The sequence below is a fragment of the Promicromonospora sp. AC04 genome, assembly GCF_003058225.1.
Taxonomy (GTDB): Bacteria; Actinomycetota; Actinomycetes; order Actinomycetales; family Cellulomonadaceae; genus Promicromonospora.
Genome location: NZ_QBUG01000003.1, coordinates 188824 through 211504 on the forward strand (window position 1 = coordinate 188824; position 22681 = coordinate 211504).

22 protein-coding genes are annotated in these 22681 nt (G+C 70.2%); 7 read left to right on the forward strand and 15 right to left on the reverse strand.

The window, feature by feature from the left end:
- Window positions 1-65: 65 nt before the first annotated feature.
- A complete protein-coding gene (locus tag C8K30_RS09970; RefSeq protein WP_108492750.1) occupies window positions 66-1220 on the forward strand; it encodes an HNH endonuclease in 1155 nt (384 codons plus the stop codon).
- A gap of 446 nt (window positions 1221-1666) precedes the next feature.
- On the opposite strand, the gene C8K30_RS09975 is transcribed toward C8K30_RS09970, so the two are convergent.
- The gene (locus C8K30_RS09975) at window positions 1667-2134 is read right to left on the reverse strand and encodes a hypothetical protein (RefSeq protein ID WP_146197407.1); all 468 of its coding nucleotides are present in this window, start codon (window positions 2132-2134) and stop codon (window positions 1667-1669) included.
- A 488-nt stretch (window positions 2135-2622) separates the two neighbouring features.
- The gene (locus tag C8K30_RS30270) at window positions 2623-3291 is read right to left on the reverse strand and encodes a hypothetical protein (protein WP_146197408.1); all 669 of its coding nucleotides are present in this window, start codon (window positions 3289-3291) and stop codon (window positions 2623-2625) included.
- 289 nt (window positions 3292-3580) lie between these two features.
- Between C8K30_RS30270 and C8K30_RS09985 the strand changes: the two genes are divergently transcribed.
- Window positions 3581-4105, forward strand: a complete 525-nt coding sequence (locus tag C8K30_RS09985) for a PDDEXK nuclease domain-containing protein (protein ID WP_108492753.1) — start codon at window positions 3581-3583, stop codon at window positions 4103-4105.
- 12 nt (window positions 4106-4117) lie between these two features.
- Here C8K30_RS09985 and C8K30_RS09990 read toward each other — a convergent pair whose 3' ends face one another.
- Together C8K30_RS09990 and C8K30_RS09995 are read right to left on the reverse strand one after the other, a co-directional pair.
- Window positions 4118-5005: a PKD domain-containing protein gene (locus C8K30_RS09990; protein WP_146197409.1), complete on the reverse strand. Its 888-nt coding sequence runs from the start codon at window positions 5003-5005 to the stop codon at window positions 4118-4120.
- Window positions 5005-5595: a DUF6318 family protein gene (locus C8K30_RS09995; protein ID WP_369939673.1), complete on the reverse strand. Its 591-nt coding sequence runs from the start codon at window positions 5593-5595 to the stop codon at window positions 5005-5007. Before C8K30_RS09995 ends, C8K30_RS09990 begins: the two co-directional genes overlap by 1 nt.
- A 281-nt stretch (window positions 5596-5876) precedes the next feature.
- Here C8K30_RS09995 and C8K30_RS10000 point away from each other — a divergent pair, with 281 nt between their 5' ends.
- On the forward strand, window positions 5877-7121 hold the full coding sequence (locus tag C8K30_RS10000; RefSeq protein WP_108492756.1) for an asparaginase: 1245 nt from the start codon (window positions 5877-5879) through the stop codon (window positions 7119-7121).
- Window positions 7122-7297: 176 nt separating this feature from the next.
- Here the strand turns inward: C8K30_RS10000 and C8K30_RS10005 are convergent, their stop codons facing one another.
- The 11 genes from C8K30_RS10005 to C8K30_RS10055 all read right to left on the reverse strand — a co-directional run bounded on the left by C8K30_RS10005 (window position 7298) and on the right by C8K30_RS10055 (window position 19830).
- The gene (locus C8K30_RS10005) at window positions 7298-11734 is read right to left on the reverse strand and encodes a LysM peptidoglycan-binding domain-containing protein (RefSeq protein ID WP_108492757.1); all 4437 of its coding nucleotides are present in this window, start codon (window positions 11732-11734) and stop codon (window positions 7298-7300) included.
- On the reverse strand, window positions 11734-12216 hold the full coding sequence (locus tag C8K30_RS10010) for a pilus assembly protein TadG-related protein (protein ID WP_108492758.1): 483 nt from the start codon (window positions 12214-12216) through the stop codon (window positions 11734-11736). The genes C8K30_RS10005 and C8K30_RS10010 overlap by 1 nt, the downstream gene beginning before the upstream one ends.
- Window positions 12213-12644 carry a TadE/TadG family type IV pilus assembly protein gene (locus C8K30_RS10015; protein ID WP_108492759.1) on the reverse strand — a complete coding sequence of 144 codons (432 nt, stop codon included), beginning with the start codon at window positions 12642-12644 and terminating at the stop codon, window positions 12213-12215. Before C8K30_RS10015 ends, C8K30_RS10010 begins: the two co-directional genes overlap by 4 nt.
- Window positions 12641-13021 (reverse strand): TadE family protein, encoded by a 381-nt coding sequence (locus tag C8K30_RS10020; RefSeq protein ID WP_108492760.1) that lies wholly within the window; start codon window positions 13019-13021, stop codon window positions 12641-12643. Before C8K30_RS10020 ends, C8K30_RS10015 begins: the two co-directional genes overlap by 4 nt.
- 3 nt (window positions 13022-13024) lie before the next feature.
- Window positions 13025-13318, reverse strand: a complete 294-nt coding sequence (locus C8K30_RS10025) for a hypothetical protein (RefSeq protein ID WP_108492761.1) — start codon at window positions 13316-13318, stop codon at window positions 13025-13027.
- Window positions 13319-13403: 85 nt separating this feature from the next.
- Window positions 13404-14324 (reverse strand): hypothetical protein, encoded by a 921-nt coding sequence (locus C8K30_RS10030; RefSeq protein ID WP_108492762.1) that lies wholly within the window; start codon window positions 14322-14324, stop codon window positions 13404-13406.
- Window position 14325: 1 nt separating this feature from the next.
- Window positions 14326-15204 (reverse strand): type II secretion system F family protein, encoded by an 879-nt coding sequence (locus C8K30_RS10035; protein ID WP_108492763.1) that lies wholly within the window; start codon window positions 15202-15204, stop codon window positions 14326-14328.
- Window positions 15201-16850, reverse strand: coding sequence for a CpaF family protein (locus C8K30_RS10040; protein ID WP_108492764.1), 1650 nt, complete (start codon window positions 16848-16850; stop codon window positions 15201-15203). Before C8K30_RS10040 ends, C8K30_RS10035 begins: the two co-directional genes overlap by 4 nt.
- A complete protein-coding gene (locus C8K30_RS10045; protein ID WP_132234615.1) occupies window positions 16847-17761 on the reverse strand; it encodes a ParA family protein in 915 nt (304 codons plus the stop codon). The genes C8K30_RS10040 and C8K30_RS10045 overlap by 4 nt, the downstream gene beginning before the upstream one ends.
- A 5-nt stretch (window positions 17762-17766) precedes the next feature.
- Window positions 17767-18465: an SAF domain-containing protein gene (locus C8K30_RS10050; RefSeq protein WP_158280974.1), complete on the reverse strand. Its 699-nt coding sequence runs from the start codon at window positions 18463-18465 to the stop codon at window positions 17767-17769.
- A gap of 507 nt (window positions 18466-18972) precedes the next feature.
- Window positions 18973-19830 carry a sigma factor gene (locus C8K30_RS10055; protein ID WP_158280975.1) on the reverse strand — a complete coding sequence of 286 codons (858 nt, stop codon included), beginning with the start codon at window positions 19828-19830 and terminating at the stop codon, window positions 18973-18975.
- Window positions 19831-20059: 229 nt separating this feature from the next.
- Here C8K30_RS10055 and C8K30_RS10060 point away from each other — a divergent pair, with 229 nt between their 5' ends.
- The 4 genes from C8K30_RS10060 (at window position 20060) to C8K30_RS10075 (ending at window position 22681) form a co-directional block, all read left to right on the forward strand.
- Window positions 20060-20389 carry a hypothetical protein gene (locus C8K30_RS10060; protein WP_108492768.1) on the forward strand — a complete coding sequence of 110 codons (330 nt, stop codon included), beginning with the start codon at window positions 20060-20062 and terminating at the stop codon, window positions 20387-20389.
- On the forward strand, window positions 20386-21525 hold the full coding sequence (locus C8K30_RS10065; RefSeq protein ID WP_108492769.1) for a conjugal transfer protein: 1140 nt from the start codon (window positions 20386-20388) through the stop codon (window positions 21523-21525). The genes C8K30_RS10060 and C8K30_RS10065 overlap by 4 nt, the downstream gene beginning before the upstream one ends.
- A gap of 14 nt (window positions 21526-21539) precedes the next feature.
- Entirely contained in the window at window positions 21540-21824 is a 285-nt protein-coding gene (locus C8K30_RS10070; protein WP_108492770.1) for a hypothetical protein, read from the forward strand.
- A 116-nt stretch (window positions 21825-21940) separates the two neighbouring features.
- Window positions 21941-22681: a hypothetical protein gene (locus tag C8K30_RS10075; RefSeq protein ID WP_108492771.1), complete on the forward strand. Its 741-nt coding sequence runs from the start codon at window positions 21941-21943 to the stop codon at window positions 22679-22681.

The window sequence follows — 22681 nt, forward strand, 5'->3', positions numbered from 1 at the left end:
TTGCATCGGACGTAGCCTCCGACCTGGCATGTTGCGTATATGCAACCCCTCCCCAGGACGGTGACATGACCGAGCCGGCGTCATCAGTGTCTCCACAAGCTCAGCGCGTTTTTGATGAAGTCGCGCAGATCGGTCTCAGCCGATTCGTCGCCAAGTACGCAGCGGACGGCTCGTCAACGTTCCTCGTGCAGTTCGGGAAGGAGCTCATTCCCGCGCAATCAGCGGCGGCCGCAATCGGGCTGGACCCGCTCAACCTCACGACCGAGGCACATCGGCGTCATGCTGAGTTGGTCCTCCTCGAGCATGGGCTTCAGATGCTCTCGTACGCCGCGTATTCACCTCCGCAGCTCGGCGAGAGCCACCCCGATCGCACAGCCATCAAGAAGCTCTACGGTGGCGATCTCGTTTCGGGAATCGTGAGATTCCCTGGGGACTCAGTCGTCAACTGTTTCGCAGATGAGAAGGGGGCTTATGCCGACGATCCGCCAACCCGCGATTCGGCCTTTGGCTACCGAGGAGACGGCCTCAAGGGCCATCAGACGCTGGCGTCACCTGGAAACAAGCGGCTGGAGAGTGCGCGCCTCAACCGTACTGCGGTCCGGTTCTGGCATAGGCCTCGCGGCGGGGTCTTCACCTTTGAAATGTGGTGCGTGGTCGTTGACCGTCATTGGGGCTGGGGACAAGGGTCTGACAAGAAGGGCCGACGGGAAGTTGTATGGATGCTCAGCACCGTCGACGGTCCACAGTCGACGTTGCCAGGTGACTTCGCAGATGATGTCGCCCCAGATTTCGCTGATGACATGGACCAGTTGGTCGGACCGGAGGCTCAAGCCAATCCTTCCTACTCCGAGCTCGTTCGGAGACTGGAGATGCGCCCGCCTGCAAGACGCGTCAAGAACCGCATCCGCCAGGATCAAGCCCGGCGCCTCTCGGCCCGGCGGGCGGTGCTCGCTCGGGCAGGGGATCAGTGCGAAAGCTCGTGGTGCACGGGCATGGCCGCCGACAAGGCTCGAACGGGTGGCGCCCTTCTCGAAGTTGACCACGTCCAAGACCTCGCGCTCGGCGGTGACGACCACCCATCCAACATGGTCGCGCTATGCCCAAACTGCCACGCCACAAAGACACACGGCGATCAGGCCGACCGACGGCGCAAGCAGTTGATGAAAGTCGCGAGCGAGAGGCATAAGGCAGCTTTGGCACTCGATCCTCACGCCGACTGACACTCACAACGCACCCGGCAGGAGCACCCCCGGAAACGAGCCAGGGTCCAGGGCACGCCATGTGAAGAGGACGCCGATCCCGACAGCGACGGATGCAACACCAAACCAATCAGAAGGCGTAACGCCTTGGCCGCTGTGGTTTTGGCACCTCTCCATGAACCCGGAACGCTTATTCCGGCACCGCGTGCCAGTGCGATTGCGAGCTCCACAAGGAACCATCGCTGTCACGCCCACCACGATCGGCCCCACAACGACCAACAAGAACACCGCCAATGACGACATCTAGCTCCTCCATGCTCAGCACACCCGGACATCCGAGCGTAGAAAGCATCGTGGGACTCGGCACACCCAGGTCGAAATCGCGGCGGGGCCTATTGCCGCACGGACACGTGGGCCCGGATGGAGCTCGAGCGCTCGTGGCGCGCTCAGCCCGACGACGACGGCGGCTACTGCTCGACGAGGACCTGCAGTTCGCCGATCCTGACCGGGGCACTGTTCGACTGTGCCGGAACATCGATCTGACCGGTCTGTCCGCCGCCCTGCCACGCAACGGTCCAGTAGGCCGTGCCCGTTAGTGTGAGGTTGCCCGGAGAGTTGTTCAGGTCTGCTCCGAACCCGCAGGTGGGCGACGGCTCCGCACTGTTGCGGCCGTCGTAGGGCGTACCCGGAGCATTGGCTCCGTCGCAAGTAATGGCGCCAACTGTGATGCCATTCGCGTTGGTAAGTGTCCATTCGACACGGTCGAGCGTTCCAGTCGCGCTGACAGTCAGGCCGCCATCGCTCGCCTCCCGGGCGATCGGGCCGATCGTGTTCTCCGCGCGGTTCGCGATCCACAACCAGATCGGAAGCCCGATCGCGCCCACGGCGCTCGGATCCTTGGTGGACGCCGGCGGGGTGGAGCCGATCTCGCCCATGGTGAGCTGCATTGTGGCGACGGCGCGGCGCGCGAGTTCCTCAGGAGAAGGGCCCGCCGGAGCGGGTGCGTCCGGAGACCAATAGATGGTGTACCCCGGGCAGTTCGCCAGATCCCCGCCTTGCTGCGCGCACTGATATGGAGTGCACTCCACGATCACCCCATCCTCGTTACCCCGCCACTGTGGCGCATCTTTCGGGGGCTGAGGGTTCATTACCCGTTCGTAACAGCGGCCGTTCCAGGAGCCGTAGTTTGACGAGCACGGGACCTCGCGGCCGAGGTAGTTGCACTCCTGGACACCACCGTCACCGGGCCCATCACCGCCACCAGGATCGCCACTTTCACCATCCTCCTCGCACGGAAGAGTGAAAGTACCGTCGGGATTGAGGATGGGGTCACAGTTCACATCAGCGGCCGCAGGCGCTCCGAGGAGCGTAATGGACAGAACTACTGCCCCAAAGACAGCAGAGATCGTTCGAAGCCGACCGGTCAGCATGCCTGCTCCGGGTGGGGAACCTGCTCGTAAACGGTCCAAAAGCGATTCGCACCGGGGTGTGACATCACATACTCGAACTGATACCTGGTTGGTGCCCCAGCTTGTCGCGGGATGACCTCTCCATCATTCGAGAAGTTCCGCACTTGACTGAAGTCAATGCATGCATCAATCGAAACTTCGGCGAACCCCTCCTCGGCTGATTGTTCGTAATTCACGACGCGCATCGACTCCACGCTTGCGGCGCCCGTCGTGTACTGCCCCTCTGCATCCAGGTTCGCGTACGACGTCGACAGCGGACCCCAGACATCTGGGTGCCCCCAGAACGGATCCAGCTTCTTGTTCCAGTCCCGGTATCCGTTGTTCGCCACCTGCGCCGTCGTCTCGTAGTACTTCACGAGCCGCGCCTTCGCGTCAGCGATGTTCTTCGCCTTGATCTGCTCCGGCGTCGTCGGCGACGGGGATGCCGCCGGAGGCGGCGGGGCCGACGGGCTCGCGGAGGCCGAAACCGAGGGTGACGATGAACCCGGACCGGGGATCGCGCCTTGGACCGTGTCCGGCTCGAAAATGCCCGATCTCACGACCGCGAACCCAGCCACAGCGATGACTGCGACTCCGATGAGTACGGCGATCGTGCGGGTGGGCGTGATGGCGGACGAGACCATCCGGCGGCTCCCTCAACTTCGGGCATAACTCAACGAACACGGCCGCCACCAAGGGTGCGCTATATCTGTCGCCACAGCAAGGTGCAGTCGTGATAATTCACAACATCTGGCCAACACTGGTCAACGATGGATCTCGGTTCAACCATGGCCCGGTCGATTGCGGGGTCTAGGACCTGTTTGTTCGTTGCGTATACGCAACTCGGGTGGCGGATGCTGAAACCCCTCTACATGCTTGGAGCATGAACCTTCCACCTGCTCCACACGAACCCGTCCGCCAGGTCGGCGCAAGATGAGCATCTTCCAGCGCACCGACTTCCGACCCGAGGGTTTCGAAGACCTCATCAGCGAGCTCGTCGACTCGATCCGCGGCACTTTCGCCGGCATCGTCGTCGACCATCTCGAGGACCTCCTCGCCGTGCCGCCTCGCCACATGTGCCTCGTCGATCGGCACTTGAGCCTCACAGAGGGCGAGCGCGACTACACCGTCGATCTGCTGCTGTTCCACGTGACCCAGATGCGCTACATCGCCATCCAGGTTCAGGTCGGCCGATTCGACCCGGCCCTCGTCGCCCGTGCCCGCTACGCCCTTGACCTCGTGGACGACCTTGTCCGCGTCCCCACGGTGCACGCCCCGACCGTCGGTGTCCTGCTCTGCACCGACGCCGCCGCTGACCAGCAGCCCGGCCCCGTCGCCATCACTCTCTACGGCGACCTCACCCCGGCCGAGCAGGCCGAGCTCCCGCTCTCCCTCGAGCTCACCGCCCTGATCGACCGCTGCCTCGACACCACTGACGTCAGGACTGCGGATCTTTGATCGCGTGCTGGCTCATTCGTCGTACAGGTCTTCCACGAGCCGTGCCCTCGCCTCCAGGATCTCCAGGCTGCCCGACGACGACACCGTGGTTCCCTCTCCCGCCACGTCACGCCAGGTGGGCTCGCCAGCCAAACGGAACTGGCCATGCCACGTGGTCGTGAGCGAGATCGTGGCTGTGCCCTGCTTTGCATAGGCATGGGCGACCGTGTGCGCCGGGTAGGGAGCGCCGGGATCGGTGGTGGTCAGGGGCGTCGACCCATCGCCGAAGTTCCACGAGTAACTGCTTGGCACGGCGCGGATCTCCACCGGGATGCCGAACAGGTTGGTGCTCATCGTTCGGGGATCCCGATCAGTGAACGCAATGGTGTCGACGTTGACGAGCGTCCACCCGTCCGGCGGCTGCACGTTCACGTCCGACGGCGCAATCTGCATCTCCCGGAAAGCCCGCGCCGCGGCCGCCGGAATGTCGACCTGCTGGCGGCGCTGGGCGATGCAGGACTCCTCCTCGACCAGCGCGGCGTCCGACCACTCGCCCGACTCCCGGCGCTGCTCGAACAGGGCCCCGACAGCCTGCTCGTCGTCCTCGCACTCGATGCCGGCATAGGCGAGCTGATGGCCCTCGTCGCAGGACTCGGCGAACGCGGTGGCGCCGCCCAGATCCCGCAGGAAACACATGGCGGGGGTGATGCGCCATTGGCGTATGGGCGGCGCGGGGACAGATGAACTGTCGCTTGCCGCTGATCCAACGGCTGGAACAGGTGCAGGAGCCGCTGCGTACTGTTCGGCGGCTACGTGAACAGATTCGTCCGCTGTCGCTCCTCCGAGAGTCACTCGCTCGTCGCCCGGGGATGGAGCGAATGCCAGCGCTGCGGCTAACCCAACTGCCGTCGTGATCATCATCAGTCGTGCTCCGGAATCGGTGCGACTGTCACCATCACCCACTCGCCGTCCCTGCGGCCGATTTCAATTCGTCGCTCAAGGACCTCCTTGTCGGCGTCCAGCACAGTGCGACCGTCCGCTGCCGTGATGGTCTGCGCCTCCTGTGTGATCTTCGAGTCGAACGGATAGATTCCCGTGACTTCATCTCGCTTGTATTCCTTGGTGATCTGCACCGTCGTTGCACCACCAGCGAAGGTCTCGTCTGCGTCTTGGATCGCCGAAGCCTGGTTGGCAAGCTCGTCGCAGAACCCGCACGCCCGGTGCGACATCGCCTCGAACTCCTCGGTGTCCCCCGTCGCCATCACGTACGGGTAGAGCTCGATGAAGTACTCAGCCGCAGCCGCAGCCCCCTCCGCGTCCTCGCGCTCCATCGCCTCCGGCCGCTCCGGCTTCGCAGGGAACGACGGGGACGGGCTCGCAGACGCCGTCGGTGTCGGGTCCGCGGACGAGGATCCAGTTACGTCAGGATCCGGGGTCGAACCCGAACAAGCAGACAGCGCCAACCCGACTGCCACGACCAACCCCGCCATGCGCATAGCCGCGCCGCCCATCCGCGTCCCCCGCCCTCAGGCCACACCGTTGCGTATCCGCAACGGCCGAGAAAAACGCTAGCCGGGCCCACGCGATCCGGAAAGTGGGCCCTGTGGACAACTTCGGGCCTCGGCAGGCCCGGCCCACGGCGCCCAGCAGCGTCCAGCGATCACCTCGGCCCAGTCCGCGCCCGGCAAACGCCCAACCCGCGCGGCCCCACCGCACTATCAACATCCGGGCAATCCCGCCGAAACTCCCAGCCCCTACGGTCGGCAACAAGCCGACCAAAGGGGAAGAACCCATGCCCACAGTCATCGCCCTGACCAGGCGCACCATCGCGGCCGCGACAGCCGCCGTCGTCGGGACAGCGACGCTCGCCGGCGCCGTCGGCTGGAACATCGCTGCCGAGCGCAATCCCGCCCCCGTCAGTATTCAAGCCGCCGGAACCAACCCGCTCGGCATCCAGTCCGCCGCGTACGAGCAGGCCACCGCGCCGAAGCATCGCAAGCCGAAGGTGGTTGTCGTGGCGACGGGCGGCACGATGGCCGGGAAGGCGTCCGGCCGCGACACCTTCACCAACTACCGCGCCGGGACCTTCCTCATGGCGGACATGCTCGACACCCTGCGCCCCGAGCTCGACGCCGTCGCCGACGTCTCGGCGGTCCAGTTCGGCAACGCGGGGTCGTCGGGCTACACGATCGAACAGTTCCACGCGCTGACGCTCGCGGTCGAGGAAGCGCTGGAGGACGCGGACGCCGTCGTCGTCACCACCGGGACCGACACCCAGGAGGAGTTCGCCTACTGGCTCGACCTCACCGTCCGGTCCAAGAAGCCAGTCATCACCTCCGGCTCCATGCGCCCCTGGGGCGCGGGCGACGGCCCCGACTCCGACCTCGTCTTCGGCACCGACGCGCCCGCCAACCTCTACAACGCGATCAAGGTCGCGGCCTCGCAGCAGACCTACTGCTTCGGCACGGTCCTCATGCTGAACGACGAGATCCAGGCCGCCCGCGACGTCACCAAGACCAACTCGTACCGCACGGACACCTTCCAGTCGCGCGAGTACGGCGTCCTCGGCTGGATCGACGGCGACACCATCACGCTCGGCCGCGCCCCGGCCCGCGTGCTCGACTGCGACAGCCGCCGCTGGTACACACCCTTCGACCTGTCCGACGTCGACGCCGAGGACCTGCCGAAGGTCGAGATCGCGATGTCCTACCAGCAGGCCGGCGGCGAGGCGATCGCCGGGTTCCACGCGGCCGGAGCCACCGGCATCGTCACCGCCGGGACCGGGGCGGGCGGCATCTCTCGTGACATGAGCACCGCCCGTTCCGCGGCCGTGGCCGACGGCGTCTGGTTCGTCTCCACGACCCGCACCGGCTCGGGCGGCTCGTACGGGACCGGCGACGGCGTGATCGCGGGCGGCGATCTCACGGCCGTCAAGGCCCGGCTGCTGCTCCTGCTGTCCCGCGCCTTCACGGATGACATCGACGAGGCTCGCGACTGGTTCGAGGACTACGGGACCCCGACCTTCGCCCAGGACTGACCGCCCTTCGCCGGCGGGGTCCTGAGCCCGTCGAACGTCGGCCCCTGACTCGCTGGTCGGGGCCGGTCGAGGCCTGAGCTGTCGAAAGTAGGCCCCGTCCGCCGGTCGGGCTGTCGAGACCTGGTCTCGACAGCCCGCCCAGCGGGACGGGGCCGACGGCGCGACCGGCGAACCGCCTACCCCCGCGGGCTGTGCCCCGCGCCCGCACCCCGACGACGGTCCTGCTCGTCCACCTGCGCCAGCAGCTCCTCGGTGTCCGGCTCGGGCTCCATCGCAAGCTGCTCCAGGTGGTCCCGCAGACGGTCGACGAGCCGGCCGACGGCGTCCCGCCGCCCCGACGCGATCTCCGCGCGAATCCCGTTGCGCCACGACCGCTCGTCCACCGGGTCGGCGAGCCGGCCCACCTGGGAAGCGTGCCGCGCCATCGCCACGTCACCCGCCAGCAGCGCGCGTCGGGCCACCTCGTGGGACACGTCCACCACGCCCGACGAGATCGTGTGCATCAGCTGCTCCGCCCACGCGTACTTGCGCAGCGGCACACCCTCGAACGGCCGGCCGCGCACCATGTCCAGCGCGGCGAGCAGGTCCGACGTCGGCGTCTGGCTGAGGTCCGAGCCCACCAGGTCGCAGAACTTGTGCCAGTCCGTCGTGACCCCGCGCAGCCGGTAGCCGGCGGACTCGAGGTCGGCCTGGCCGCCGTCGTCCGCGGACCAGTAGCGCGGCAGGTACTCGTGGCCGCCGGCGTCGGTGCCCAGCCAGCGGCGCGCCCGCGAGACCGCGGAGCGCCGCGTCGCCAGGTTCGGCTCGCGCGACGGCCACAGCGCCTTCGAGATGTCCGACCCGCGCGAACCCGGGTTGAACGCCAGGAACGCGATCAGCTCGGTCGCCTGCCGCTGATGCGTGGACGGCAGCTCGACGCCCGTCGTCCCGCCTAGCTCCACGTTCCCCAGCACACGCACGATCGGCGGCGCGGTAGTTTCGACAGGATCGCCCGGGCCGGCCTCGCCGACCCCCGAACCAGGCTTGGCTCCCGAGACGATCGGCATCCCCAGCGGCGGCGTCGCAACGCTCACCGCGGCCGTCGTCCACGGCGAGAAGCTCTCGGGGCGCCGCCCCGTCGTCGGACCGGCACCGACCCCGCCGCCCGCGTAACCCGGCGACGGCGCGAGGCCTGTGGCCTCGCCGACCACCACGTCCGAATCCGCGGCACCAGCGCGGACAGCTTCCACTGGGATCTCCTCGAGCGTAGGTTCGGTGCGGTCGATCGAACGGCTCCACTCGGGGCCGGGTGCGGTCTCCGGGTCGGCCAGCAAGGCCAGGGCTTGTGCGTACGTCTCGGCGTCGAGCTGCTGTGGCCGCACCGCGATGTAGGCCGGCATGAGGATGCCGCGGGTGGTGTCGCCGTTGGTGAGGTCGCCTGTCAGGTCGAGGACCCAGTCGCCGACCTCCGCGCTGGACGTCACGGCAGCGATCCCCACGCCGGGCACGCGCTCGACCAGGCTCTCCAGCCGGGCGCGCTCGGCCAGGCCGAGCCGCTCGCCCACGAGCAGGATCTCGGGCGTCCAGGCGTCCGTCGCCAGCCCGCGGCCTCGCGCGTCCGCCACGGAGGTGGCGCCCACCTGGGCGAGCGTGCGGTCGACGTCGGACGCGCGGGCCTCCAGCTCGCGGAGGATCGCCGCGAGGTTGGGGACGTGCCGCACGCGGCCCGTGTCGACAACGCCTGGCAGCTCACCGAGGGTGCCGACCACGGTGACCTGCAGGTCGTCCGCCCACAGGCTCGTGGCCAGCTCCACCGCGAGCGCCGCGAGCGTGGCCTGCGCTGCGGCGTCCGTGCCGCGGATGTCGAGGCATGCGAGGTTCTCGAGGTCGAGCATGAGGTGCGCGTCCTCGTCGTCGTGGCCGACGGTGACGAGGGCCGGGTAGGGCGCTTCGCCGTCCTCGGTCTCGACGGGTTCCACCGAACCGACCTGTGCCGCGGCGACGGCGTCGCCCGCCGCGAGCTGCCACACGAACCGGTCGGTGGTGCTGGCCCAGGGCTCGGGCAGGTCGGCGGCGCGGTCGAGGTAGAGCTCGACGAACTCGCCGCTCTTCAGCCGAGCGACGCGCACGCCCGGCAGCGGCAGGCCACGCTCGCGGTGCCACAGCGCGAGGCTGCGCAGCGCGCGGTCCACCTGGCTGCGCCCGAAGGGGTCCTCGACGGTGTGCAGGTCACGCTCGAGCGCGCCCGCCGCCGTCTCCGGTCCCGGCACGACGATGGTCTCGCCCGGCTCGCGGCCCTTGCGGGCGCGGCGCCGCTTCACGGCGACCAGGGCGAGCAGCCCTGCGGCGAGCAGCCCGCCGACGCCGGTCGCGGTGCGGACCTCTACCGACTCGTCGAGCTCGTCGCCGATGTCGGATACGACGTCAGCCGCCGTGTCCAGGAGGGACCCGCTTCCCCCGGCCGCCGTGGCGGCCGTCGTGGCCGTCGGAGCAGCCGCAACGGTGTCGGACCCGCCAACCGCGCCAGGCTCGGCGGTCTCGGCCTCGACCGGTGCGGACGCGTCGACCGGTGCGGATGCGTCGACCGGCGGCGACGACTCGACCGCTACCTCGGGAACGCTGTCTCCAGCTACGGGCTCGTCGCCGACGGCCTCGTCCGGCAGCACCTCGTCGGTCCCCGAGCCGCCGATGGAGGTCGCCTCAACGGAGGACTCCGGAACTACCTGCGCCGGCTCCTCGATCAGTCCTCCCGCGCCGTTGCCGGTCGCCACATCGTCGTCCGACGCCGGGTCGCTGCCCCAGGTCGTGCCGCTCCCGGACGACGTCTCCTCGGCGGCCGGCTCGTCGGGCTCGTCCTTCGGCATGAGCTCGTCGGCGATCAGCCCGCTCCCCGGAACCGTCTCGTCGAGCGAGCTGCCCTGCGGCTCCGACTCGTCCGGCTCGAGGTCGGGATCGTTCTGGAGGTCCTCGGGCGTGACCTCGTCGTACTGCGGCTCGGACGTCTCCTGTGGCGCGGGCGGGGCCTGCGGGACGAGGTTCCCCTCCGCGGTCTCCTCGGGAGCGGGCTCCTCGCCGCCCGATCCATCGGATCCGCCGATGCCGGCCGAGCCGGTCGCGACGTCGGCGGGGTCGGGCGCGTCCGCGCCGTCCTGGCCTGCTCCGTCCCCACCCGCGGCGGGCGCCTTCGGAGCGGCATTCTGCCCCACACGGTTCGGATCCACGGAGGTCGGAACCTCACCCGCCGGACGTTCGCCGGCAGGCTGCTCGGCCGACGGCGTCTGCTCCTCGACGACGTCGTTCCCCGCGCCCCCCGGCTCCTCGATATCGTCCGGCTCGACCTCGACGGCGTCCTCGGGCGTCGCCTCGGTGGGGGGTGCGGTCTGCTCGGGAGCCGCGTCCTCGGCTGCCTCGTCCGTGGACTCCGCGGCGCCCGGCTTCTCGGCATCCGCCGAGTCCGACGTCTGCTCGCCGGAAGCTTCGCCGGACGGCTCGTCCGTGCCGTCGGACCCCTGCGCCGCACCATCGCCGCGCGCACCGTCGTTCCCGGTGTCCGACGTCGACTCCCCCGCACCCGGGACCGTCACGGTCCAGCCGGGAAGTATGAGGTCGGGATCGGTGAGCTGCGCACCGCCCGGCTGCTCCGTGGCGCGCGACGCCTCGAACACCTCCGGGTACTTGGTCCCGTCGCCGAGCTCCTCCTCGGCGATCCCCCACAGGGTGTCGCCAGACTCGACGACGACCTCGGCCGAACCCGCCTCGGGGTTCGTGACGCCGACGGTGCCCTCCGACCCGCCGGTGGAGCTCTTCAAGGGCCCGATCTCGACGGGACCGTTCGGCGACCCGGTCTCCTGCTCGGCCGACGCCTCGGCGGGCAGCTTCAGCACCCAGCCCGGCTCGATCCAGTGCCCCGAGTCGAGCGCGCCGCCGCCTGCCTGCGGCACGCCGTAGTTCAGGTCGGCGATCTGCTTGAACCGGGCACCGTCACCCAGGGTCTCCTCGGCGATCCGCCACAGCGAGTCGCCCGGCTGCACGGTGTAGGTGGCCGACGGCGGCGCGTCCGCATCGGCCCGCACGCCTGCCTTCTCAGCCGCACCGGTCGCACCGGTAACGCCAGCTGCACCGGCCGGAGCAGCGGTCCCCGGCAAGACCGGCGCGGTAGCCACGGTCCCGGTCTCGCCGACCTCGGCCGGCTGCGTCGCGGCCATCGCCGGCGACACCGACGGCGCCGCGACCAGCATCGTGATCACCGCGCCCACAAGCACGGCCGCGGCACGCTGCTGCGCCCCGAGCCCGCGCACGTGCGGCGAACGGCGGCCGCGCAGCGCCGCCACCACCTCGATCACGACGGCTGTCGCGAACGTCAGCCACGCGATCCAGCCGACGATCTTGACCAGCCCGAGCAGCACCGAACCGGTCACGTCGGGGCTGCTCAGCATCGAGATGATCTGGTTGAGGCTGACGGGTCCGGTCCATATCGGCCCCCCGAGCATCCACAGCCCCACCGGGATCCCGACGACGAGCGCGACCAGCAGCACCGCCGCACCGAGCCCTCTCACCACGCGTGCGCCCGCGCCCCGCTGCGGTTCGCCGGGCTCACCGGTCACCGCACGACCCTGGACTGTCGAGGTGCTCATCAGGATTCCTCCTGTCCTATCCCGCGGACGGCCCGTGCCTCGGCGTCAGCCGTGACCCTGAGCGTGCTGATTCCGATCAACGTCAGGAAAGTGGTCTCGTAGGTGACCTCGGTGCCCACGCTGACGGTGGCGCCGTTGACAGCGGTCACCCCGCCCTGCACGCCCAGCGCGCCGAGGGTGTCGGCGGCAGCCTGTGTCGCGCGCGCGGGATCCACCTCGGGGGGCAGTCCCAGCTGCGCGCGGTCGATCCGGATCTGCTGCGCGGCGGCCCGCGCCGCCTGGTCGGCGGCATACTCGGCCTCGTCCTCGGCGTGCAGCCGCCCGCCGCCGTCGACCACGAGGCCGATAGCGATGATGAGGGCGGGCACCATGCCCGCCGCGAGGATGTTGACCTCGCCCCGCTCCCGCGCCGGCCGCCCACCCGACGGCAACCCGGCCTTCGGCCCGCGCCGCAACCACATCCGCCCGACCCCCCTGGTCATGACCGCCCCCGGTAGGCGTCGAGCACCGACGTCCCGGTCGCGCTGATGGTGCGCGAGCCGGGTGCGCCCGGCAACCCGAGGTCACGCAGCGGCACCACGCACTCCACCTGCACGGTGATGGTCCCCACGGTCCCGAGCGGCAGGGCGAACGCGTCCGTCGTCGGCACCACCGACGTCGTCGCACACATCACCCCGGAGTTCACCAGCGTCGACGTCGCCGTCGACGTCGCCTGTACCCCGGCCACGGCCGCCGTCCGGCTGATCGACGCCGCCCGCGCGGCCTCGTTCGCCGCCGACTGCACCACGCCCTCGGCCAGCACCAACCGCCCCGCCATCACAAGCAGCAGCCCGACGAGCAACAGCATGGGGAAGACGACGGCGGTATTGATGGCCACGTTCCCCCGCTCGCCGTCGGCCGCTGGGCTCATGGCCCCACCACCGCCTGCGTGAACCGCTCGACCGGCCCGGTGGCCGACTGCTCCACGCGCAGCCCCCGGAACCCAGGAACGATCGACGGTGCCAGCCCGATCACGGTCGCGGTCGCCATCTCTTCCCCACGCGTCACCGACACCCGGACGGTCGCGAACGCGTCGCCCCCGCGGGCGAGCCGCGCGGCGGCCTCCGCGTATCCCGAGTCGATGCTGCCGCCCTCGACGCGCGCGGCCTGGACGGCCCCGTTGGCCACGGACTGGGCCGTGTTCTGCGCGTGGAAGTACAGCACGCCCTGCACCATCGCGAAGATGAGCATCAGGACGATCGGGTAGGTGAGGACTGTCTGGAGGGAGGCGGCACCGCGATCGTTCATGCTCTACCCCCCGAGCTGCGCCATGTAGCGGTCGACGAGCGCGCGGATCGCGATCCCGAGCCCGACGGCGATCCCGAGGCCCACGACGGACAGCACGACGACCTCGATGGACTCGAGGCCGGCCTCGTCGGGCTCACCCGCACGGCCGGCGGCCAGCCGTCGGCGCAGCTCGGCGGAGCGCTCCGCGAAGCGGGTGTGCAGAGCGTCGACGCGGCCGCGCACCGCAGAGGCGCGCAGCGACGCCCGTGCTGCGGCGCGCGACGCCGCCGATCGGCCCTGGCTCAGGTGCTGGTTCATGTTGACTCCCGGGGTGCTGTCGACTTCAACAAATGGGTAAGAAGCGGCTCGTGTGACACCGCGGTGCCACCGGGGGCGAGCCGGTTCAGGGCGCAGTCTGAAACATTGTGACGCCGATGGGAAATATGAGCATCAAAAAGTACACAAAAACTGTCATAGTTCCGGGCACGGTCATCCGCACCGTCGCGTCGTGGGCGAGCTGTTGCTCGACGTCGAGCTGCGCGTCCCGCATCGCCGCGGCCTTGGACTGCAGCTGGTCGTGGATGGCCGAGCCCTGGGTGCCCGCCAGCTCCACGATGGCGGCGACCTCGCCGAGCGCGTCCACCTCGACCTCCTTCCCGAGCTCGCGCAGCGCCACCCACGGCGGCTGCCCTTCCCACCGGCTCCGTTCGAGCGCAGCGGCGATCCGCCGGAACGGCCACGACCCCGCGACCTGCGCCGCGGCGAACGTGGCCTGCGTGGCGCCGGCGCCGGAGATGCGCTCGATCGCCAGCAGCTCGAGGTACGTCGACACGGCCCGCGAGAACTCCTGCCGGGCGCGCCTGGCCTTGGTCCGCGCGTCGAGGTCGGGCAGGAACCAGGCGCCCAGCGCGAACACGAGCGACGCCCCGAGCGGCACCGACACCGGCATGCCGAGGTTGAGCAACCCCACGCACAGCCCGAGGAACGGTACGGCGACCAGCGCGATGACCGTGCCGAGCGCCTTCTCGCCGTAGTGGTCGGTGGCGGTCTTCCCGATCAGGTCGAGGTCCGCGCGGGTGGGGCCCCATCGGCCGAGCACCGCAACGGGCAGCCGCCGCTGCGCCCACGCCCCGAACATCTGGGTGTACCGCTGGGTGGCGGTGAGCTCGCCGCCTTCGGACACGGTGATGGGCTCGACCTTGTCGTCACCGCTCAGCCGGTCCAGCGCGGACTGGAGCCGCGGCGTCGACGGCAGGAGCTCGCGCACCACCAGGAACAGGCCGAGGCCCGCGACCAGGCCACTTCCCACTGCCCATGGCCACATGTCAGGCCCCCCGCTCGTCGGGCAGGAACCGCGGGATCGGCTGCCCGAGGCTGATGTTGCGCATCCACAGCAGGCAGATGACGTACGCGCAGAACAGCACGACCGCCACGACCTGGCCCACGGGCGAGTCGTACCCGCTGAGGTACCCGGACATCGCCGTGGCCGCCAGCACCACGAGCGTCACGATCGTCACCCAGCGCACGGTCGCGCGGCCCGTCGCACGCTCGGTCTCGATCTCGCGCCGCGCCTTGGCCTGCGCCGAGAGGGACTCGGCGAGCTGCCGGAGCGCGGGCGCCACGGCGCCGGTGCGGTTGTCGGACTCCAGGATCATTGCCGACGCGATCATGTCCGCCGAGTAGTCGTCCATCTCGTCCGCCCAGCGGTACAGCGCGGGCTTGATCGGCTGGCGCGCCTCCAGGCGCGCCACGAGGCGCGCGAGCGACGGCCGCACGGACGGCGCGGCACTGTGCAGCGTCGCGGCGATCCCCTGCTCCAACCCGACGGCGCCCCCGGACAGCACGCCGATCAGCGACCGGACCCAGGCGGTCAGGTCGGTCAGCTTCTCCACCTCGTTCGACTGCGTGGTCGTGCGGAACAGCGACGGCAGGCCGACGATCAGCACCGGCACGATCAGCACGAGCGACCACCAGCCGGTCAGGATCCCGATCACCAGTCCGGCAGCCGCGCCGATCCCCACCACCTTGCGCTGCGGGTACAGCGGCCCGCCCTTGGTCAGGCCGAGCAGGCGGAGCAGGCCGTGGAAGGGCGGGGTCGTGCGCGCCGGCTTCGGCGTCGGCTCGTACTTCTGCGCCCCGACGACGACGAACCACACCCCGAGGCCCAGGCCGAGCCCGGTCAGCACCGCGATCAGCGTGTTCATGCCGTCCCCCAGAGGCCGTCCCGGTAGTTCAGGAGGCTCGCGTCGAAGCCCTCGGCCTCCAGGTCGGCGAGGAACGACGGCGTCGTCTTCGGCACCGCGCGGCCGTTCGGGCCCGGCTCGAACACGTCGGTGATCGCCACCGGGTTGCCGGCCTCGCCGCGCGACACCTCGATCACCTCGGCGACGTAGCGGGTGCGGCGGCCGTCGCCCTCGGAGTCGACCCGGAGGAAGACGATGAGGTCGATCGACTGCGCGACCTGCCGGTACGCGTACGTCTCGGAGAGCGTGGAGTCCTGCACGGCCATGCCGACCAGGCGTTCGACGACGTCCCGCGCGCCGTCGGCGTGCACCGTCGACAGCGAGCCGTTGCCCATCTGCATCGCCTGGAACATGGACACGATCTCGGGCCCACGCACCTCACCGACGATCACGCGGGAGATGTTGTGCCGTAGCGACTCGTACACGTTGACGTTCGTGTTGATCTCGCCCACGCGGCGGCCGGACGTGTTCATCTCGCCCGAGCCCTCGCGCGTACGCAGCGCCACCACCCGCTTGTGCTTCTCGGGCTCGAGGTGCAGGTAGAGCTCGTAGTCGGTCTCGATAGTGGCGATGGACTCCCAGGGGTCCAGTCCGGCACACAAAGCGCGCAAAAGGGTCGTTTTACCGCTGCCCTGGCCCTGACCCGACACCACTATCGACTTGCGCGCCCGGACCGCCGCCGTCAGGAACTCGACCAGCACCGTGTCGATCGTGTCGTTCCGGCGCAGCAGCTCCAGGTCCACCGACTGCAGTCTCTGCAGCCGGATGGTCACGCGCGGCCACGGCACGACCCAGCCGACGGCGGCCAGCCGCACGCGACCGGGCAGGTCCAGGTTGAGGAACGGGTTGGCCCGCGTGAACGACCGCTCGTTCGCGGGGTCGCGCGCCGCGAGGAACTGCAGGAAGTCGATGAGCTCGGCGTCGGAGTCCGCGATGGGCTCCGCGTACGTGCGGCGGCCGTCGCCCATCAGCATGAGCACGGGCGCGGTGCCCGTGATCTCGATGTTCTCCACGTCCGGGGTGTCGATGAGCGGCTGCAGCCGGCCCAGGCGGAACAGCGCGTCGAACAGCGCGCGCGTCACCTCGACCTGGTACTCGGTGGTCCAGTTGCGCTGGCCACCGGAGAGCAGTGCGTCGTTGTGGTCGCGCACGACCTGCTGGATCAGCTCCTGGCCGAGCGCCTCGCGCTGCTCCTCGTCCAGCTCGCGCGTCGCGAGCGCCGTCGTCAGCCGGGAGGACACCTCGCCACGCAGGCTGTTGACCTGACGCCAGAACTCGGAGTCGCGCAGCCGCGGGTTGCCGGGCTGGCCGTGGTACTCCCGACCGGCCCGGGCCAGCGCTCCGACCCAGGGTGAGGCGCCGCCTCCCGACGACGGCGCCCCGCCGGACGTGGTGCGCGCCGGCGCGGCGGGCTCGGCGGTGCGTGTCGTGCCGTTGCCCTGCTCCACCACCGGCGAGGCCAGGGAGTTCTGCGCCGAGGCGATGCGCCTTTCCGACGCTGCCTCAGCCTCGGCAGCAGGAGACCGGCGAGGTAGAGCGGCGGTCCGGTCGTCGGCGTCGTGGAAGATCGGCAGGGAAGAGAGGTCGGGGAACTCGGGCGTGCTCATGCGTCTCCCCTCCCGCCCTGCCACGGCCCGCCGTTCTGCGCGCTCCGCGCCGCGGAGCGGGCGTCCATGCCGGAGTGCTCGGGCGGACGCCTCTGGCCGGTCCCGCTGCCCACGTCACGAGGGCCGGTGGCGAACCGGGCTCGCCGCTTCTCCGTACGGTCCTGGAGCCGCGAGATCACGGGCCCGGCCGAGCGCACGAGCGGCGACGTCGAGTACCGCCGCCCGGCGGGCGCGCCCACGGACAGCACCTCCGCGTTCACCGGGTCCCAGGCCAACGAGCCCACGGTCCCGAGGCCGAGCGTCCGCGCGATCTCGTTCGCGTCGTACGGCCGGCCGGGGCCGACGGTCAGGGCGGTGAGATTGGTGAGGTCGCGCGCCGCGGCGTCGACGACCGAGGTGCGGGACTTGACGAGCTCCCGCGTCACCGCGATGTCCGGCAGGCGCGAGCCGGTGGTGATCAGCACCTGGTCCGCGAGGCGGACTATCGGCTCCCGGTCCTCGCGCACGACGCCGCCGGTGCCGAGCCGGCCGAGGTCGACCAGGACGTCCATGCCACCACGCTCCAGCGCGACCAGCTGGTTGGCGAGCGGCCCCCAGAGGTTCGCGACGGCGGGCGCGGTGTGCGGGCTGACGATGCCGGGCAGCAGCTTCTTGTCCGGATCGTTTCGAACGAGCGGAATGGTCTGCTCCCAGAACGCTGCTTCGAGGTCACCGTGGGAGTGCGCGATCGCCAGCGGCTGCAGGCCGCGGTCGTGCGGCAGCTGACCGCGGAAGTACCCGGCCAGGATCGACGATCCGGCGAGGTCCGCCTCCACGAGCAGCACGGGACGGGGCCACTGGAGCGCCAGCACGAGGGCCGCCGTCGTGGTTCCCGGCGATCCCTTCGCATTGGCCAGGGCAACGAGGGCCACCCGGATCACCCCGCCCCGACGGCGTCGATCACGATGGCGACGCGACCGGTCGCGGCGCGAGCCGCGAGCCCTGCCGCGTTGGCCGAGGCGACCTCCACGTCGACGACCATCTGGTCGCCGAGCTCCGACTGCTTGCTGCCGATCACCGTGGCGGCGATCGCGAACGGCACCTCGACAGGCGGCTCCCCGCCACTCGCCGGGGTCTCCACCACGCGCACGGCATCACCGGCGCGCAGCTCGTACGACGCGGGCATCTGGTTGGGCGCTAGGGCGATGCCCACGATGGACTGGCCCGCGGCAGGCTGGAGCTCGTCCACGACGCTGGTGGGCGTCAGGAGCTGCCCCGCGTTGAGGTCGGCCGCGGCGGTCTTGCCCACCATCTGGTCGAGCTGGTCGGCGGGGACCGGCTTGAGCTGGGTCGGCCCGGTGGGCAGCTCGACGGTGGCGAGGTCAGTTGCCGCGATCACGGTGCCGCGCGTGATCTCGCCCTTGACCGCGAGAACCTGATAGGTCTGACCGAGCGTGCTGGTCAGGTACACGCTCGCGAGCACGCTCAGGGCCACGAGCGCAAGGCCCAGGGCGATGAGCGCGGGCCGACGGCGGGCGCGCGTAGGTTTCAGCGGCCCGGGCGGTGCGGGTCGCTGGGGTTTCGACGCGGACCGGGCGTGCTGATCCTGGTTCGCGACCTTCGTGCCACTGCTCACCGTGCCGTCTCCTCCGGGTCCGTCGCCGGAGCCCGCCTCGGGTTCCCCCGGAGCGGGACCCATCGAGGTTCCCATCCGTGCGCCTGTCTCCACCGTGCTCCCGCCCGTGCTGGTCGAGGACCTCCTGCGGATGTCATGCGTGTGACACCGCAGGTAATCCTTGTCCACACGGGCGGACCCGGCAGGTTGAACGCTAATCAGCGTTCAGGATGCCCGCTAGGTCAAGGAGACTTCAAAGTTGTGGAGATGACTTGAATATTGAGTGACCCTCAAACGATCCGCCGCTTACACGCCGAAACCACACCTGTGGTATTGACTCCGCAGGTCAGGCCATGAGAGAAGCCTCTCGCACCACGCGGCTTGCGTGAAGATCGGCGGCACGACCTTTACGTTCGGCGTGCGATCGGGAGGTATACGTACAGAACGAGAGGACCCCGCTGGCGGTGGGGCCCTCTCGCGATGAGGCGGACTTCGGACGACTTCAGGGCATCACGCACCCCCCAGTGCTCAGCCCATCGGCCGTCGTCGTCCCTCATCGTCCCGTTCGCCCGGTTGTCCCCCAGACAGACCACCGGACTGAACGGCTTCCGCCAGCCGTCGCACTGCGCGACTCGCCCGCTGGCGCAAGGCTGCGTGCGAGATACCCAGCTCGTGGGCAACCCGCCGCTGATAGTTCCCGCGACCCGAGCCGAGCTCGGCGTACTCCGGGAGGTCGGGGTCCGGCGCGTACAGCCGCGCCAGAAGAGCTGACTCGTCCCGCGTCAGGACGCTCTTGTCGAGCCCCCACGCGATGACGTCGAGAACCTCGCCCGTGGCGCCGAGGGACATGCTCGCGAGCGAGTAGACCGCGTCCGGCCCGGGCTCGGGCGACGTCGGGCGCTCGAGGACGGTCAGCGTGCTCGTGTCGGTGGGGATCTCCGCGACCTGGGGGCCGCGGCTCGCCCGGCCGCCCCGCGCGTGCGGGGCCCGGTCGCCGACGACCCGCGTCAGGGTGTGCCCCTGCAGACGCATCGCCACCCGGCTGCTGCGGTCGAGGTCGTAGTGGGTGATCGCGTCCCACATCGCGGCGGCGGCCTCCTGCTCGAGGTCCTGCACGTCCGGGTAGTGCCGGCGTGACCGGCGCACGATGGTGCGCACCGCGGGAAGCATGCACTGCAGCACCGCACGCCCGGCGGCGAAGCTGCCCCCCGCGTGCTCGACGATGAGCGCGTACAGGACCTCGTCCGCCTCGTCGGGCGCGAGCCGCACACCGTCACCGGTGCGCAGTCCCGCAAGCTGTGGGAACCGTGCGGCGAACCGCTCGATCTCGGTCGCGAACGACCGCGTGCGGACCAGGTCGGCCCAGTCGTGGTCAAGCTCTCGCATCAGCGTTCCTGATGCCTGTGCAGGTGTCCGTGCAGGCATGGCGATTCCCCCCTCCGTCAGCCCTGAGTCCACCGAGGGGGTGTTGCCCGCCACTGTTGCCCGCTCGTTCCGACCCTGTGTGACCTACGTCACAGTTGGCCAAAACCCGTGGCAGACCGATGTCACACGAACGCTTCACCAGCCATTTGTGCTCAGCAGACGCAAGAGACGGATAAACGGGAGAGGCGAGATGAGCAAGGACGAGCTCGACCAGGCGCCCGGCGCCGGACTCGGCAGCACCGACCTCGGCAGCGCGGACCTGCGCAGCGCGGACCCTGGGCCTTCGGCCTTCGACCACACGTGGTCCCTGCTGCGGGACACGGCCGAGGTACATGCGGCCCGCGGTGAGGTGGCGCCCGTGGTGCGCGACCTCATCGCCTCCCTCTCCGAGGACCCCCTCGGCGAGGAGGACACGACGGTCCGCCTGACGGAGGCGCTCGACAGCCCTCGCGTGCGCAGCGCACGCGAGGCGCGCGAGCGCATCCGGGCCGACCTGCAGAACGAGGTGCACACCCGATGAGCTCGCTCCTCGTGCGCCGTCGGGGCAAGAAGGCCGCCAAGCCGGCCGAGCTGCCCGGCCCGGTCGACGGCGCCACCGGTACCGCCTCCCCGTGGGCCGGCGGACCCGATCAGCCCGCGTCGCCCCCGTCGTCGGGCGGCGGGGGCGACGGCGACCCTCCCCCGCAGGTGGTGGAGTGGTCCAACGGCCCCGCCCTGGCGACCAAGGCCTGGGGTGCCGTGCTCGCGCTGGCCCTGCTGGCCGGGCCCGCTGCCCTGGTCTGGACCGCGCTGCGACCCGAGCCCGCTCCCGTCGCCGCGGCCACCGGTGCGGCGAGCACGACGGAGACCGCCGCGGCGAGCGAGCGCGCGGTAGAGCTCGTCGAGACCTGGCTGCGCGCCGACAGCAACGACCAGCAGCTGATCGCCTCCCTGACGAACGCCCCGGTCGGCTCTCTCCCCCAGGAGGGTCTGACCATTCGCGACTCGTCGGTGGCACAGGTCGAGCCGGCGGAGGACGGCGTGTGGTCGGTGACCGTCGGCGTGGACGTCGCGGAGCCGGCTCCGGGCTCGACGCCCGCGCCGTCGGGCCAGGCCAAGGGCGAAGAGGCGGAGATCGCGCTCGTGTGGGTGCGCCGCTACTTCCAGGTGCCGGTGCTCGTGGACCGCACGGACACGAAGTGGTCGGGTCCCGACCTGGCGGTCACCGCCCTCGCGCTGCCCGCACCCGTGCCGGGCCCCGCGGCCGACGCCGAGCCGCCGGACCTCGACTACCCCGAGACCATCTCTCCGACGTCGGCAGCGGGTCAGTCCGTTGCCGGGTTCCTCGCGGCCATGGTCGCGGGCGACGGCGAGATCACGCGCTACCTGCGCCCCGGCACCTCCGTCTCGGCAGTGACCCCGGCCCCGTACTCGGCAGTGGCCGTGACGGGCATCAAGGGTTCGCACGAGGTCACGGAGGACCCGGCCGACGGCGACGGCACGCACGCCCTGACCACCGTCGAGCTCACGCGGCTCGACGGCCAGAAGACCACCGCCCAGTACGTCCTCACGCTCGTTGCGCGGGACGGCCGCTGGGAGGTTGCCGGCCTCGAGCCGGCGGTCCGTATCGACACGACGCCATCCGGCACGATCGACCCCGGCACCGCCGGGGAGTAGCGAAGGAGAGAACCATGATCAGCGAGATCGTTATGGCCGACGGCTTCCTCGACCTCATCACCGTGAAGTCCGAGGAGGTCAAGAGCGCAATCGAGTCCGTGACCTTCGTGGTCGTCATCCTCATGGTCGTCATCACCGCGGTGAAGACCAAGATGTCGATCGCGGCGATCCTGATGTCCGCGATCGTCGGCGGCATCGTCCTGTGGCTCGTGAACGGTGGCATCAACGTCACCTCCGAGCTCGCCCGGGACGAGTTCGACTCCGCCCCGGCGATCGTCAGCTCACAGACAGTTCTCTGACGGCCGCGAGACCCGCGGCGTCGGACACATCGGATGGGCAAGGCACTGAGGGCAAGGCACAGGGCTGGTCAGATGGGCGCGTTCGCGCGCCCTGCATGTGGTGAGGAGGGTGTCCGGTGACCGAGACCGCGAAGTTCTACACGAAGGCCCGCCGCATCCCCATGCTGGTGGGGAAGCTACCCAGCGGCGGGCGCATCTGGGGCGGCCCGTACACCATCACCCAGGTGGGGGCGGGCGCCGTGGTGGCGTTCGCCCTGTGGAAGACCGCTCCGTTGTGGGCGCAGCTGGGCGGCTTCATGAACATAGTGGTCGCCGTCGGGGTGGTCGTGGGTGTCGTCTGGGCCACGGGCAAGCTCCCGAGCTCCGGTCGTAACCCGGTCGCGTTCGTGATGGACGCGATGAACCTGACGTCCAGCCCGGGACGCCTGGTCGGCGGGCAGGTCGCCCTGCCCAAGCCGCGCCTGATGACGCACCGGGTGATGGTCGTGCTGCCCCGGACCGCAACCGGCCCCGCGCAACACACCGAACCGGCGGCCAGGCCGGCCGCACCGGCCAGACCGGTCGGAGCTGCCGAGCCGCCGCGCCCCGTGGTGGTCCAGCCGGTACCGACCGAGCTCCTGCCGGAGCTGACCGGCCGGGGGCCCGCCGACGCGACCTTCGAGGGCCGACGGCTCCCGAGACCCGAACCGCAACCCAGACCCGTCACCGACAGACGCTCGCCCGCGGACTGGGCGGCAGCCGCCGCGAGAGCGGCCGCGGACCGCAAGAACACCGATCTCACCGGCGTCGGCCAGCTGCTCGCCGGGAAGCCGAAGAACACCGACCGCACAGCACCCACCACCCCGCGAGAGGACTGA